Here is a 15,603-nt window from a genome sequence, read left to right on the forward strand (position 1 = left end):
TACCTACTTGGTAGTGACAGCATTCTAGTAGTTCTAGTAGTCAGGCTTTCCTATCTACCTTAGACTACCCACTACCCACTACCCACTACCAAGAACCAAGAACCAAGAACCAAGAACCAAGAACCATCCGTTATCATGACAAAAATTTTCCTATTATGACGCCTATCATTAAATACACGCCCTACTTCATTTATTATAGCTTCTGCTTAACAACTTAACGTTTGCCTACAAGACTAATGCTCTAAACCATCAATGCCTAGTGATTGGCGTTATAGCAATAATGTATGCCCGACGCATGAAATTTGCTATCATGAGCAACATCTTATTATCAATATTATGACACCCTTATGATGATTCATCCTCAGTACGATCCTGTCGCCTTGGCACTTGGGCCTGTCGAAGTCCATTGGTATGGCCTGATGTATTTACTGGCATTTGCTGCCGCTTACGGTCTGGCATGGTATCGCAGCACCAAGCGTGAGGGCTGGACGACAGATATGGTGTCCGATTTGGTGTTTTTTGGGGCACTTGGTGTCATTTTAGGCGGCCGTATCGGTTACGTATTGTTTTATCAATTCGGTGAGCTGCTACAAAACCCCGCCTATCTTTTCAAAGTGTGGGAAGGCGGTATGTCATTCCATGGCGGCCTAATCGGTGTCATGCTGGGGATGCTGTATTTTGCTCGCAAGTATAAAAAGACCCCCTTTCAAGTGCTCGATTTTATCGTGCCTTGCGTACCGACAGGTTTATTGTTTGGACGCATTGGTAACTATATCAACGGCGAGCTATGGGGCCGTGTTTCTGATGGTGGCTACAATTGGCTCACCTACTTTCCGCAAGCCGCCGGGTTTGACGCGCAACAATTACAAGCCAATCCTGCGCTGCAAGACATTATGACTGAGGTCAATGGTCAGTACTTATTGCCTCGTCACCCATCACAACTGTATGAAGCTTTTGCCGAAGGTTTCTTGTTGTTTCTGTTCTTATGGTGGTACTCATCAAAGCCGCGTCCGCGCATGGCAGTGACGGGTGTCTTTATGTTGGGTTATGGTGTTAGCCGCTTTATCATTGAGTTTTTCCGTCAGCCAGACGTTGACCAAGGATTCATATTGTTAGGTTGGATGACCAAAGGTCAGATATTGAGCACCCCGATGATTCTTATTGGTCTGTTCTTGATCGGTTACGCTTACAAGCGCGGCATTTACGATTGGGGTAAGCAAGCGGCTTATTAAGCCTATTTATCCCGCCATGTTTTAAAGATTATAATTTTCTAAGCGTTATATTTTTCTAAGCGCCGTCTTAATCAATTACTGTATTAGTCATACGCTGTCGCAGCGTAGAAGAGCATTTTTATGAATAGTAACACCCCTAATAACAAACCTCTTAGCAACAAAAATGAGCAGGCCTATTTGGATCTGCTCCAGCAAGTTTTGAGCGAAGGCACTGAAAAAGGCGACCGTACGGGTACAGGTACGCTAAGTCACTTTGGCGCGCAGCTTAGGTTCGATTTGGCAACTGGCTTTCCCCTATTAACGACCAAAAAAGTCCATTTCAAATCCATCGTTTATGAGCTATTGTGGTTTTTAAGCGGCAGCACCCATGTCGATTATTTGCAAAAAAATGGCGTACGCATCTGGAATGAATGGGCAACCGCTGAGCAAACCGCACGTTTCAACCGTCCTGAGGGCGATTTAGGTCCCGTTTATGGTCATCAATGGCGTAACTATGGAGCCAGTAAAGATGACGATGGCAGCTATCATAGCGATGGCGTTGACCAAATTACGCAAGTGATTGAGCAAATAAAAACCAATCCCAATTCACGCCGCTTGATCGTGTCAGGTTGGAATCCAAGCGAGGCCGAACAAGTCGCCTTGCCGCCTTGTCATACTCTCTTTCAGTTTTTTGTGGCAGACGGTAAGCTCTCCTGCCAGCTGTATCAGCGTTCGGCAGATTTATTCCTAGGCGTGCCATTTAATATCGCAAGTTATGCGCTATTGACCCATATGGTCGCGCAAGTTTGCGGACTAGAAGTGGGTGAGTTTATCTGGACGGGCGGCGACTGTCATATTTATCAAAACCACCGCGAGCAAGTTGAGCTACAACTGACACGCTCGCTTTATCAGCTACCAACATTGACGCTCAATCCAGACGTTAAGGACATTTTTGCCTTTACCTACGAAGATATCCGTGTCGATGGTTATGAATCACATCCTGCGATTAAAGCAAAAGTCGCTGTATAGTGGATCCAATATAAAAAATATTTACTGCATTCTGAAAGAAAACAATAAGGACATGTTATGAGTTATGCCCACACTGAGGTCGCCCAAATCGCTGCGTTGAGTAGCAATCGTTGTATCGGTAAGAACAACGATCTGCCGTGGCATATTTCAGCAGATTTACAGCATTTTAAGAAGATGACGACTAAACCAAACGATAGCGATATACAAGGTATCGTCATCATGGGTCGCAAAACGTTTGAGTCGATGGGCAGCAAGCCTTTACCCAAACGTGTGAGCTTTATCATTAGTACTCAGTTAGACTATGCTGAGCAACAAGGACTGGCTGGTCGGGACAACGCTTATGTGGTACACAATTTAGACGATGCCTTAACGCAAGCGGCCAGCCTTGCTCATGGTGCGCATCTTGATACCATTTGGGTGATCGGCGGTGAGCGCGTATTCAAGGAAGCGATGCGGTATACCGATCGTATTGAACTCACGCATATCGATACTGATATTGCTGATGGTGATGCGTTTTTTCCAGAACTGTCAGACAATTTCACCATTGCTTCAGAATCTGAGCAGATGCACGATGACAAAAGTAATTTGGATTTTAAATTTGTGACTTATCAAAAAAAAGTGGCTGAATGATATCGGCTCATTTGCTAAAAAAAAGGAGCTATCACAAGCAGCATTATTGCTTATGATATAGCTAGGTCCATATAAAAAGAATAGAGCGGGACTGGAATAAATTTTTTGTAGCCTCTGTCTGCTGTGGTACAGCACGCGAGAAAAATTTATTCCTGTTGAGCGTCATAATGTCGTGCTTAATCTACTCGTGCAGTACTTTATAAACCGTCTTAGCAAGTACAGGCCCAATGCCCTGCACGCCTGCCAACTCTTGCTGGGATGCGCCAAGCAACTGCTGCATACCGCCGAAGTGATTGAGTAAATCACGGCGGCGCTTTTCACCAAGCCCCGGTATGACTTCTAGCACGGACGATGAGCGACGCTTGTCACGCTTCTTACGGTGCGCCGTAATCGCAAAACGGTGCGCCTCGTCGCGAATATGCATCAATAAATGCAGCGCCTTGCTATCCATAGGTAAGTCGAGCGGCTCATGATCGATAAAATGTAATACCTCAAGACCTGCTTTACGCCCCTCACCTTTTGCCACACTGATAAGTAGCGTGTCGCCCAAAATACCCAGTTCTGTTAGCACCTCTTTTGCGATTCCCAGCTGACCTTTACCACCATCGATGAGCAACAAATCCGGCAGTGGCTGTTTTTTATAACGCCGCGTCAATACTTGTTTCATCGCAGCATAGTCATCACCGCCCTGAATATCATGTATGGCATATTGACGATAATCGCGCCTGCGCGAGCCGCCTTGATCAAAGACCACGCAGCTACCGATGGTCGCCTCGCCCATGGTGTGTGAGATATCAAAACACTCAATCCGATCAATGGTGCGATCCGTGACGTCAGCCAAGACGTCTTTTAACGCACCAAAGCGTGCATGCAGCTCTAAGTAATCGCCCAACTTGGTTTTTAGCGCATTGTTGGTATTTAGTTTTGCCAAATCCAGCCATTCTGAGCGATGCTCACGCACGTTGGTTTTGATCACGACTTTATTGCCAAAATGCGTTGCTAGAGCTTCACTCACCGCCTCTTGATCCGGTAGCTCATGGCTTAAAATGATTTCTGCTGGTAAGTCATCCGTCACCTGAAAATAAAATGAGGTAATAAAGGCCGATAAGTTGTGCGCCAATGGCTCGCTGCTATCGACATCTGGGAAGTAATTTTTACCACCCAATACCCGTCCACCGCGCACAGTCAATACGTTGACACACGTCATGCCTGCCTGACTAGACATAGCAATCACATCGGCCTCACCTTGTACCGTATAAACGGCTTGCCGCGCTTGCACTTCCCGCAGCATGGAGAGTTGATCGCGATAGAATACCGCCTTTTCAAAATCAAGCGCTTCAGCGGCCCCTTCCATTTTTTCAATCAGCGCACTGTGAATATCGCTAGAATCGCCCTTCAAAAAGCGAATGGTATTGTTAACGTCTTCTGCGTACTCTTCAGGTGACACAAGGCCCACACAAGGCGCACGGCAACGTTTGATTTGATACTCAAGACAAGGACGCTGACGTTGTTTAAAAAAGGTATTGGTACATTGACGCATTTGAAACATCTTTTGCATCAGTACCAGCGTTTCTTTGGCCGCATGAGCCGAGGGAAAAGGCCCGAAAAACCGACCTTTTTGATGATTGCCTTTACCGCGTCCATAGGCCAAGCGTGGATAAGGCTTATCTGCTGAGATAAACACATAAAGGTAGGATTTGTCGTCACGCAGCAGCACGTTATAAGGCGGGCGATACTCTTTAATCAAGTTTTGCTCAAGCAGTAACGCTTCTGTCTCACTGCGCGTGATAATCGTCTCGATGTTGTGAATTCGAGCCACCAAAGCGCGTGTCTTTGGATGATCAATAGTCTTAGCAAAGTAGCTGTTGACGCGGCTTTTTAGCGATTTGGCTTTACCAACGTATAAGATATCGCCATTTTTGCCCAGCATTTTATAAACCCCTGGCAAATTCGGCAAACGTTTGATTAGATGCTTCAGACGAACTTTTTTGTCATCGACGGGGTTTGATACTGGAACAGTGACCATAGAATTTTTTACTCTCAAAACGGGAGGAATACCACTATTTATGGGGCGACATGGCTAATTTTGCAAGCCAATGAAACATTTATCAAGCGCCATGACGCCCGTTAATACCACAAACGTAATAACAGGGATAACCCAGCGACTCATTTTTGGCAGTCCTAGCACCGTTTCGAAAGCGAATGGTGCGCCCATGGCAAAAGCAACGCCGCCTAGCACACAGCTAAGCGGAACCGCCAGCCAACGCTTTTGGAAGTTCTCTAACAACGCATAGAGTAAAATGATAAGCAGAATCATCACAAAAGCAATATGTGCCATGCCAATGCTTTCCGCCCACGCAAAACTACTTTACTAATAATTGCGGCCATCGCAGGGATCGTGTCTTCATACTCAAAACGATAATCACGAAACGGTAAGTTGGTACGCCAGCGTCTTTGCTGCATGATTTGGAGTTCATGGTTCAGATAGGCATCACGGCTATCAACACTTTTGCTCGGTTGATGTAATTCATCTATGTGTACTGGTATAAATCATAACGTAAAGTTTATCGCCTTCATTTAAAAAGCTTAAATGACTTCTATTTCAACAACGTAGTACTAGAACACAAGCGGTTAATAAATTAGTATGAGCATAGCTGAAATAACGTATTAGGGCGTGTTGCCAATTCACAAATAGGCACTGCTGATTGCTAACATTGTTTCAGACAAGGCATCAATCGAAGATAATGCTCATGCCTTAGCAAGAGTGATAACGCAGTATGAGATAATTTTAGCATCAGCCTGAAAGGACAGGACGCTTTTTTGCCACTTCATCGATAAAAATAGACGTATAGAATAACTATACTTACTCTATTTATCTTCGAATTGTCTAAAAAATCGTCTCTGTCAGTGCCATGGTTGAATAATCAAACACGCCCTAATCGTTTATGTCTGTTTATAACACTGCTCAGTCCATGACAAGTAGCGCTATAATAGGTCAAATATTTTTAAATTTGCCGTTACTCTGTTGAGACGTTCTTTAAGACCAGCGACCTTTGTAGTTTTTATTATGGTAAATGTTTTTCTTATATATCATGCTTTGATATTCGCGAAACGTCTCGCCAATGGCAAACAAAAAAGATTAAAAAAAGAGAATAGGATTGATTTATGAGTTTATTACCCATCAACTTTGAGACATTAAAACGCAAAGCCAAAAAGAATATCATGCCACTGCTGACACCGCATTTACTAAAGCTGCGCATCAATACGTACGCGCCTTACGTTGGTGCTGGCATAAAAATTGATCATATTGATCTGGATCAGGGACTATGCGTGGTCAGTATGGGACTAAATAGTCTTAATAAAAATATTGTCGGTACTCAATTTGGTGGCAGCTTGTACTCAATGGTGGACCCATTTTATATGCTCATGCTGATGCACCAACTGGGCAGCAGTTACGTGGTATGGGATAAAAGCTCGCATATCGAGTTCATCGCCCCGGGTAACAGCAAGGTCACGACTCGGATAAAAATTCCCAGCGCTGAGCTCACGACGATTCAAGAGCTGGCAAAAGACGGTGAAGCAGTATTTCGTGAATATCAGACTGAGATCGTTGATGAGCAACAAAAGATCATTGCCACTGTCACCAAAACCTTATACATTCGATTGCGTAAATACAGCAAATCCAAAGACCAAAGCAGCCGTATAGAAAACCTAGAGAACACGTTTTGACGGACAAGGCTTATGTAGTGGTATTGACTGCTTGAGCAAAAGATAAACCTATGCAAACAAAAACCCCAATCTCGCTTGCGCATAGATTGGGGTTTCGTCTTTTTTGGTATGGCCCGCTTATTTATAAATAAACCTATGAATAAGGGCTTGTATCTACTATCACCTTACGCTTAGCCAATCGTAAAATTAGACGATCGGCTAAGGGAGGCAAGCATTTGCTTAAATACTGATATTTAGATACCGATATTTAGATACCAGGTGCAGTATCAACAGCATCAGGTACGCCAGCGTCAGTTTTTTTCTGAGCAACTGAACGAGCAGGAAGCTTTTCGCGGATACGGGCTGATTTACCAGAGCGCTCACGTAAGTAGTATAGTTTCGCACGGCGAACAGCACCACGGCGTTTCACTTCAATGCTATCAATGATTGGCGAATGCAATTGGAATGCACGCTCAACACCGACACCGCTTGAAATTTTACGAACGGTAAACGCTGAGTTTACGCCGCGGTTACGCTTAGCGATTACAATGCCTTCAAAAGCCTGTAGACGCTCACGCTCACCTTCACGTACTTTTACTTGAACCACAACGGTATCGCCGGGTGCAAAGTTTGGACGCTCAAGCAATTGAGCGTTTTCGATGACCTGAACCAATGGATGCTTGTTGCTCATGAGAGTTATCTCCTCACATTAGATAATAGAGGCTTAACGCATATCACCTGTTTGTAATAATTAATCGCATCTCTTTATAGTGAGATGAAACGTAAATGGGTTATAACCAACGGCCATTATGCTATGACTCGTTTTAATATTGCTCAAAATTCTATTGCTTAACTGTTTATCAAAACCCGTGTTATAAAAGCGAGTTTTTATCTGCTTTTGCCAATGCTTTGAGCCATTTTGCTTGCTCTACCGTTGGGGTAAACGCTTGCCACAAATCTGGACGACGCGCTTGCGTACGACTGACTTGCTGACTAAAGCGCCACTTAGCGATATTGGCATGGTGGCCCGAAAGCAATACTTCCGGCACAGCCATACCTGCAAACTCATGTGGCTTAGTATAATGTGGACAATCAAGCAAGCCATCCACGAAGGAGTCTTGCTCAGCTGACTTGTCATCACCCATGATATCAGGCAGACGACGTATCATACTATCCATAAGCACCATTGCTGGTAGCTCACCACCGGTCAATACATAATCACCCAATGATATTTCCATATCGACGTATTGTGACAGTAAGCGCTCATCAATACCCTCATAACGACCACACAATAAAATCATGCCATCGTAATCAGTCATACTGACCACACTACTCTCATTAAGCGTTTGCCCTTGTGGTGACATATAAATCACCGGACAATGCTCGCTATCGATACGGCAGCCGTGTTGCTTGGCACGCAAGCGTGCATCCTCAATGGCTTTTGACAACGGCTCAGCCATCATCACCATTCCAGGACCGCCACCATAAGGGCGCTCATCAATACGGCGATAGTTATCAGTGGTATAATCACGTGGATTAATGCATTCAATCGTCACTTGCTCTTGAGTCACTGCCCGTCCCGTGATTCCAAACTCACGAATCGTGGCAAACATCTCAGGAAAAATACTAATGACGGCAAAATACATCTGATGTCTACTTGCATTGAGGCTAAAACAATCGGTGTGAATATCCATGCCACCTGACTACAAGCCAAAAGCGGTATCAATAATCACTTGTCAACAATCACTTGTTTAATAATCACTTGTTAATAATCACTTGTTAATAATCACTTGGCCATGCAACAAGAACCGTTTTTTCAGTCATATCGACTTCTATCACCGTTTGCTTGTGCCATGGAATTAGGCGCTCTTCATTATCCAAACTGTCTGAATTTGCTGTCACCCGCATAATATCATGGGCGCCAGTTTCAAACATTTCAGTGATCGTGCCTAAATATTCATCCTGCTCGTTAATAACGCGCAAGCTGACCAAATCTGACCAATAATATTCATCTTCTGCTGTTTCAGGCAAGACGTTTTGTTCGACCCAAACGGTAACACCATTCATAGTCTCAGCAACGTTACGATCAGGAATCTGCTCAAACTGAGCCACAATTCCTACTCCTTGCTCACGCCACGCTTTAACAGTTAAAGGTTTCATGCCTGTAGCGGTTTTCATCCACCACGGCTGCATGTCGAATATTGCCGTACGATCGTCCGTGTCACTAAACACCCAAAGCCAGCCTTTGATGCCATAAGGCTTCTTAAGCTGACCAATTTTCATAAGGGCACTAGCGTTTGGAGTGGATGACATAACGGCTAACCTAACAATGATTAATACAACGTTGATTAAAACAGCAATTGTAAAAACAATTGAGTCAAAAGCGATAAACAGTTAATGGCGTACCCTGGTTATACCAGTTACGCTATGTGTTCTAAAGTCTACTAAGTTATACTCATAATCGTACTATCAGCATCTTAGTAACAGCAACGACAACTTAAGCAGTGGCTTCAGTTTGCGCAGCAGACTTATTGTAAGCTTTTGCCAAAGAAGCAACGCGATCTGAAGGTTGTGCACCTTTTGCGATCCACGCATTGTACGCTTCCATATTCAAACGTACGCCTTCTTCAGACTCTTTAGCGAGTGGGTTAAAAAAGCCGATGTTTTCAATATAGCGACCGTCACGCGCGCGGCGTTGATCAGCAACAACTACTTGATAAAATGGGCGTTTCTTGGCACCGCCCCGTGCTAAACGAATAACAACCATGTGAATTCTCTCTTTCGCAGGTATACCAAAAAGGGCATAATTATATCACAGTCTAGATTTATTGAAAACATAAACTGTGCTTATTTAATTATTTATTAACAATAGCTTAAATGCCTATCGATGTAAAACCCAATTGCTCATAACACCTGCTCTTTACCTCATCTATTAAGCGAATTGTGTCTTGCTGAATGACCAAGTCAAAGTCTTGGGAACTATTGGATTAAAATTCATTTAACGATCTGAGTATTGCTCGCTACTTTAAAGCCATCAGTATGAGAGATAGAGTATGCTACTCTATGTAGTCTTGGCACAATATAGACTTGGCACAATAGAGTCTTGGCGCAATCAATGCTAAAACCCATAGCAAAACGGCGGTATGGATGCCCGTAAGGCTGACCATATACACTAAAAACCAGCAGAATGCTTCTACCGAAACTTTATAAAATATTTTTCAACATGTTGGATTGATATGACCACACCAAAATCACCACCACGTCGTAAAGGTCGACTTGCACGTTCTTATTCCAACACTTGGCTGACCACCTTGATGGTCTCTTTTATTGTGCTGATCAGTGTGGGCTTATCGATCATGTTTTTTTGGCGCAGTCTTTATCTGCCCGAGCTTAAAAACCATGCGCGCTATTTGACAAGCGAGCTGCGATTGATGATTAGTGCCAAACAAGATTGGCAAGAGCGTCCCGAGGTCAGTCAGTGGATCTATCGCCATTCTCATGTGGTGGTGGTCAATAACCCTAATGACTTTCCAGAAGTCTCTGATAAGGCATTTGTAGGGCTTTTTACCGATGTGTTGCAACGTGAGATTGGCGCGCAGTTGGGTCGACCTGTGGAAGTGTATTTTAAATTTAAACCCACACCGCAGCTTTGGGTACAAGACAGCCGAGATGACAGTTTTTGGATTCGTGAACCAGTGGTTTACTATTCACAGTACAGTCCCGGACTGTTGATACTGTTTCTGATTGGTTTGCCAATCTTATCCTTACTGACCATCATTCTATTGGCGCGGCAGTTGAATCGCCCGCTTCGCTACTTACAGCGGGCAGCGACCAACTATATTCGTTTGGGTCATGCCACCACCCTGCCGACACAAAAAGGCCCAACAGAAATACGTCAGGTAAATACCGCATTCAATCGTCTTTTCACCACTCTTAATCAAGCACAAAAAGAGCGAACCATCATGCTAGCTGGTATCTCGCATGATCTGCGCACTCCGTTAACGCGCATGCGTTTGACCGCTGAGATGTTGCCAGATGACTTTTTTCGAGAAGGATTAATTTACGATATCGAAGATATGGATGCCATTTTGGAGCAGTTTATCTCGTTTATGAAAGATGGCTCCGATGAGCCAGTCAGCCTGACCAATTTGGACACCATCTTTAATGAAATCATGGTGCAGTTCGCGCCAATGGCCTTCGTTTATCAATCAGAGTGTCATAAAGTGGTGCCTGTGCGCCCTATGTCTATCAAACGTTTGATTATCAATCTGGTCAACAATGCAAAGCGTTATGGTGAGCCACCAATTTATCTATCAGCGACGGTTGTGCCCACATTTATAGAAACGGCTGTAGAAGAAGACCATGAGGTGGTCAGTGAAAGTGTCGTCGATAAGGAAGCGCAAGAGCAGCTACTGATATGTGTACGCGACTGTGGCAGCGGCGTTGCAGAAGATCAATTGGAGCGTATTATGCAGCCGTTTGAGCGTGGTGAAACCGCGCGTACCACTCAAGGCAGTGGTTTGGGGCTCGCCATTGTAGACCGTATTGCAAGATTACATCATGGTACTGTTGAGGCGATCAACCACCCCGAGGGCGGCTTGCAGGTATGTGTACGCATTCCTTTACTTTCTAAAGTTGCAGGTGATAAAACCATCGCGGCAGAAACCGAAGAACCCTCAGTCTCTGACAATGGTTAAGTAATACTGGAAATGAGTAGTTAAGAAAAGTTCTGTGGCAACCCTGATAATCAATAAAAACTAATCTTTAGTGCCAATAATAGGCGGAAGATACTTAGCGCTATTAGTAAAAGCGAGCGGCTGGCTGATATCATTTTTCGCCGCCGTTAGGGTTTGAGTCATCGGGGGCTGCTGCAAGAATAGATAGTAACCCAAAGTGATGGCATTCAAAATCACCAAACCGCCAAATAAATATGGCATCTTTTACCCTCCTATTTATCAAAACGACCTTTATCTAAAGACTGATTAAAGACTCTATACTTGGTTTATAGGCAATCCAAACCAAAATGGCTACGTACCGTCACTATGGCCTACGGGTTCAGTTTTTCTCACTGGCTACTCGCAAGTGTGGCAAAGGCTTCACAAACTTGTCCTAGTAGCGCCGTACTCTTTTCAAAAAGAATCGTTTATGTTTAATCATCAACCAGTATAAGCAATAACCATTATAAGCAGTAACCAGCAATCTGCTGATTGACTCAAGTATACGCTCCTACCCAAAAAATAACTGTGATTGATAAGCTCACCTTATTTAGTGTCGAAATCACGCTCGCTTTTTTCTTGTGTCAATTCATCAGCAGCAAGAATTTGCGTCAGTGGTTTGATGGGCCACGTCATGACAAATCGAGCGCCGCCAAGCTCTTGGCTCTCATCTACTGCCATTCCCCCATTAAACCAAAAGGCAATACGAGACACAATAGACAAACCTAAACCATAGCCACCAGATGCCCGCGTACGGCTGTCATCCAAACGGGAAAATGGAATGAAAACCCTTTCACGATCCGCCTCAGGAATACCATGACCATCATCTTCAACGCTGACAAAAGCATTGCCTTTTTTGACGCCAGCACTGATGATAATCGTCGTTTCTGCATAGCGCAGTGCATTACCAGCAAGGTTTTGAATAACACGGTGTAAATAGCGGCGATCTGCAATGGCAGTGACTTTAGTGTTTGGTAGTTTCGTCACGATTTTGATCGGTTTGCCAAGTGCATTGGTCTCACGTTCGACCTGATCTAACAATTCTCTGAGGTTCACAGGCTCCAAATCTAACTTGGGCGATCCTTCTTCAAGCTTGGCATAGGTCAAGATCTCATCAATCAAACCATTCAGTGCCTCAATATCTTCATCGATATAGTCACGCTGCATGAATCGCGAGTCTTCATCATCCGTATCTGCAAGCATATCTACCGCAAACCGAATACGCGCAACAGGGGTACGCAGCTCATGCGATACCGCACGCGTCAACTCTCGCTGCGATTCAATCAGACGCTTAATGTGTGAGGTCATGGCATTGAAGGTCGCTGATAGACGCGCAATCTCATCTTGTCCGATGACTTGCACTTGAATATCAAGATTGCCTTTACTCACTTCATTAACACCAACCTGAATCAATTGCAGTTTGCGCTCGAGAGGGAAAATAAGCGCGTATACGCCCAGACTGATTAGGAACATACTAATCAGAATCATACTGATAATAAGATTAAGCGGAAACCAGTTAAACAAAGGTATAGGGCCAATTAAAATGGCCATGTCATTGATTTCAGAAGGGACAACGACTTTGATGGCTGAGTTCGTCTTGCTGCTATTGGTGTCTTGTAATGAAATGACCACTTCATCACGGCGTAAACGTGCCATTTGGTCGGTATCTAGGTTTAATGAATTTGCTGCTTTTAACTCTAGAGGAAAGGTGAATTTTTCTTCTAACTCAGCCAAACGGGCACGCTTATCAGATAACGTCATGTGGTAGGACAAGTCATCTAGCAAGAATACAGCGATTGCCCGAACTTGCTGCTCCGTCACTTGCGATATCCTTGCCGTCAACACATTTTGATTGTCTGGCAGGCGATAATAGACATCCGCATAAACAGGCTGACTGACATAGCGAACGACCGTAATGCCATTTTCAAAACGACGCAGCTCACTGGCGTTAAAATCTACCTCATCAATCGGTACGATGCTAAATTTTGAGCCAAACAAACTACTGGCATCTGACAGCCAGTACTCACGCTGCTCTTCACTCTCTTGATGAGCAAGCCCTTCGCTCACCAAATGAAAGGCCCCGTTTGCCATACTCTCACGGTAAGACTGCACGCGTTCTTTATTGATCGTATCCATCAATAGTTGGGCAAACAATGCCACACATAAGCAGACTATAAGTAGTCCAGCATAGATGCGAACGAAAATACTGTGCTTTAAAGAAGAAACTAATGACATACGTGCCGTGACCAACTTGATGAATAAAAACTGCTGCTATTATTTTGCCGTTAAACGGCTACATTATAAATAATATTGAGCACTGTTAAATAAAGATTATTTTTGCTGCTGTACTTTGATTGATATAGGCTCATGTCGTCAAATCGCATCTGCGTCATACATATCTGGTCAACAGCCATAATAATCGCTCAATTAAACCACATAACGCTGCATTTAAGTTTAAAAATTGAAATTTAGCCAAAAAAAACCAGCTTATAGGCTGGTTTTTTGTTTTACGATGATAACCAATGAACTATTGCGTGCGCAAATTAGTCTTAGTTGCCTTCTTTGACGAATAGATAGCCTTTACTACGTACCGTTTTGATACGCTTTGGATTTTCTGGATCATCACCAATTTTTGGACGAATGCGAGAAATACGGACGTCAATTGAACGATCTTGACCATCATATTCGATACCGCGTAGACGCTCAAAGATATCTTCACGCGATAAAATACGCCCCGCATTAGACGCAAGTAACCATAAAAGATCATATTCAGCACTGGTGAAATCAACCAACTCATCACCTAGATTAACTGAGCGACCACCATTATCAATCACCAATTCGCCAAACTCTAAACGCTGCGGCACATCTTCTGATGGTGCGTTTTCTGAGCGACGTAATAAAGCACGAATACGAGCAAGTAATACACGTGGCTGAGCCGGTTTTGCTACATAATCATCAGCACCCATCTCAAGACCCAGTACCTGATCCATATCTTCAGTACGTGCCGTCAACATTAAAATAGGGTTTTGATAATGCGGGCGAACTTCACGGCATACAGTCAAACCATCACTACCAGGAAGCATGACGTCAAGCACGACCATATCTGGCTGTTCATTAACAATTCGGCGAATTGCACGGTTACCGTCAGTTTCAATTGCTACTTCTAAGCCGTTTTTGACCAAGTAATCTTGGGTCAACATGGCCAGACGTTCATCATCTTCAACAATTAAGATTCGGGGGGTGTTGTCTTCTTCAGTCGTTGTCATTGTTATATCCTCTAATACATCTAATTTAAAAGCAGTAAAAGTAAGAGCGGTAAAATTAATAGCACCATAGACTGGTACAATTGATGTTCGTATAGCTGTTACAAACTTGGTAGCATAGTATACTATTAAACATACAGCTTCCTATACTATAGCTTATAGTCGTTAACAAAACCTATAAACTACCCTCATTAAAACTTTAGTTTACGTCCGAATATTATGCGCTTTAGGCAATAACAGTGAGTAAGATAGCTCTTTAAACCCTTTCACTGTTTAAATAGGTAGGAGCAATTAAATCTAACGATTGCTATCTTAATAATAATTGTCCTGCCTACTCGACATTTACGCTCTACCTTATCTAATATAACGACATATTCTTCTTGTCGCCAGCCACATTTTTAAAAACTTCCTAATAATAGTTTGCTAATAGCATATAAACAAAAACCATAGAGTAGTTCCTAATAAGATTAATATAAAAACGTAACCCTGCAATCTAACGATTAAAGAAAAGAGAGAAAATAACAGTATAAAAAACGCCCATAAAAAAACAGCCCATGATGGACTGTTTTTGAGTATCTTCGATAAGGTTTAACCTCATCTCAAACATTTTAAATGATCAGACTAAGCACGGTTTTTATACTTACGGATGGTTTGTAGCTGTCCTACTGACTCTGCAAGCGATGCCAAAGCAGCATTCGTTTGCACGGTATCAGATTGATTGACCAGCATCTGCTCTGCTTTTTTACGCGCTTCAACGATTTTGCTTTCGTCAAGATTGTCTGCACGCATAGCCGTGTCCGCCAATACCGTCACCATTTTAGGCTGTACTTCTAACACACCACCTGATACATAAATCACTTCTTCTTCACCATTTGGTGTTTGTACGCGCATCGCACCCGGTTTTAGCAAAGTAATAAGCGGTGTGTGACCTGGCAATACACCAATCTCGCCTTCGGTGCCAGTAGCTATTAACATGCTAATTTCGCCTGAATACAACTCTTCACGAGCACTTACGACGCGACATTGTAACGTTGCCATACTTAACTC

The 15,603-nt window shown here is 43.5% G+C and carries 14 protein-coding genes and 1 pseudogene; 5 read left to right on the plus strand and 10 right to left on the minus strand.

All coding sequences use genetic code 11. From position 1 onward, the window contains the following. Positions 1-347 precede the first annotated feature (347 nt). The 3 genes from lgt (at position 348) to AAJP47_RS11475 (ending at position 2,870) form a co-directional block, all read left to right on the plus strand. Positions 348-1,232: a prolipoprotein diacylglyceryl transferase gene (gene lgt, locus AAJP47_RS11465; RefSeq protein ID WP_346718057.1), complete on the plus strand. Its 885-nt coding sequence runs from the start codon at positions 348-350 to the stop codon at positions 1,230-1,232. A gap of 120 nt (positions 1,233-1,352) precedes the next feature. After that, complete coding sequence (locus AAJP47_RS11470) at positions 1,353-2,240, plus strand: thymidylate synthase (RefSeq protein WP_346718058.1); 888 nt, start codon at positions 1,353-1,355, stop codon at positions 2,238-2,240. Positions 2,241-2,297: 57 nt separating this feature from the next. Further along, positions 2,298-2,870 carry a dihydrofolate reductase gene (locus AAJP47_RS11475; RefSeq protein ID WP_346718059.1) on the plus strand — a complete coding sequence of 191 codons (573 nt, stop codon included), beginning with the start codon at positions 2,298-2,300 and terminating at the stop codon, positions 2,868-2,870. Between the two features lie 181 nt (positions 2,871-3,051). Here AAJP47_RS11475 and uvrC read toward each other — a convergent pair whose 3' ends face one another. Beyond that, entirely contained in the window at positions 3,052-4,896 is a 1,845-nt protein-coding gene (uvrC, locus tag AAJP47_RS11480) for an excinuclease ABC subunit UvrC (RefSeq protein WP_346718060.1), read from the minus strand. Between the two features lie 138 nt (positions 4,897-5,034). After that, a pseudogene (locus AAJP47_RS11485) lies at positions 5,035-5,417 on the minus strand (DUF3360 family protein); the annotation flags it as partial. A gap of 618 nt (positions 5,418-6,035) precedes the next feature. On the opposite strand from AAJP47_RS11485, the gene AAJP47_RS11490 reads away from it, so the two are divergent. Then, the gene (locus AAJP47_RS11490; protein WP_346718061.1) at positions 6,036-6,599 is read left to right on the plus strand and encodes a DUF4442 domain-containing protein; all 564 of its coding nucleotides are present in this window, start codon (positions 6,036-6,038) and stop codon (positions 6,597-6,599) included. A gap of 247 nt (positions 6,600-6,846) precedes the next feature. Here the strand turns inward: AAJP47_RS11490 and rplS are convergent, their stop codons facing one another. From rplS to rpsP, 4 genes are all read right to left on the minus strand, one after another. Next, entirely contained in the window at positions 6,847-7,269 is a 423-nt protein-coding gene (rplS, locus tag AAJP47_RS11495) for a 50S ribosomal protein L19 (RefSeq protein WP_346718062.1), read from the minus strand. 181 nt (positions 7,270-7,450) lie between these two features. Further along, entirely contained in the window at positions 7,451-8,224 is a 774-nt protein-coding gene (gene trmD, locus AAJP47_RS11500) for a tRNA (guanosine(37)-N1)-methyltransferase TrmD (RefSeq protein WP_346718160.1), read from the minus strand. A gap of 133 nt (positions 8,225-8,357) precedes the next feature. Continuing rightward, positions 8,358-8,891 (minus strand): ribosome maturation factor RimM, encoded by a 534-nt coding sequence (gene rimM, locus AAJP47_RS11505; RefSeq protein WP_346718063.1) that lies wholly within the window; start codon positions 8,889-8,891, stop codon positions 8,358-8,360. A gap of 184 nt (positions 8,892-9,075) precedes the next feature. Beyond that, a complete protein-coding gene (gene rpsP / locus AAJP47_RS11510; protein WP_346718064.1) occupies positions 9,076-9,345 on the minus strand; it encodes a 30S ribosomal protein S16 in 270 nt (89 codons plus the stop codon). A 469-nt stretch (positions 9,346-9,814) separates the two neighbouring features. Here rpsP and AAJP47_RS11515 point away from each other — a divergent pair, with 469 nt between their 5' ends. After that, positions 9,815-11,275 carry an ATP-binding protein gene (locus tag AAJP47_RS11515; RefSeq protein ID WP_346718065.1) on the plus strand — a complete coding sequence of 487 codons (1,461 nt, stop codon included), beginning with the start codon at positions 9,815-9,817 and terminating at the stop codon, positions 11,273-11,275. 60 nt (positions 11,276-11,335) lie between these two features. Here AAJP47_RS11515 and AAJP47_RS11520 read toward each other — a convergent pair whose 3' ends face one another. The 4 genes from AAJP47_RS11520 to AAJP47_RS11535 all read right to left on the minus strand — a co-directional run bounded on the left by AAJP47_RS11520 (position 11,336) and on the right by AAJP47_RS11535 (position 15,594). Beyond that, positions 11,336-11,515, minus strand: coding sequence for a hypothetical protein (locus tag AAJP47_RS11520; RefSeq protein ID WP_346718066.1), 180 nt, complete (start codon positions 11,513-11,515; stop codon positions 11,336-11,338). A gap of 324 nt (positions 11,516-11,839) precedes the next feature. Beyond that, complete coding sequence (locus tag AAJP47_RS11525; RefSeq protein ID WP_346718067.1) at positions 11,840-13,528, minus strand: ATP-binding protein; 1,689 nt, start codon at positions 13,526-13,528, stop codon at positions 11,840-11,842. Positions 13,529-13,842: 314 nt separating this feature from the next. Further along, on the minus strand, positions 13,843-14,559 hold the full coding sequence (locus AAJP47_RS11530; protein WP_058023509.1) for a response regulator: 717 nt from the start codon (positions 14,557-14,559) through the stop codon (positions 13,843-13,845). A gap of 618 nt (positions 14,560-15,177) precedes the next feature. Continuing rightward, complete coding sequence (locus tag AAJP47_RS11535; protein ID WP_346718068.1) at positions 15,178-15,594, minus strand: F0F1 ATP synthase subunit epsilon; 417 nt, start codon at positions 15,592-15,594, stop codon at positions 15,178-15,180. Between the last annotated feature and the right edge of the window lie 9 nt (positions 15,595-15,603).

This window comes from Psychrobacter halotolerans (genome assembly GCF_039680845.1).
Taxonomy (GTDB): Bacteria; Pseudomonadota; Gammaproteobacteria; order Pseudomonadales; family Moraxellaceae; genus Psychrobacter.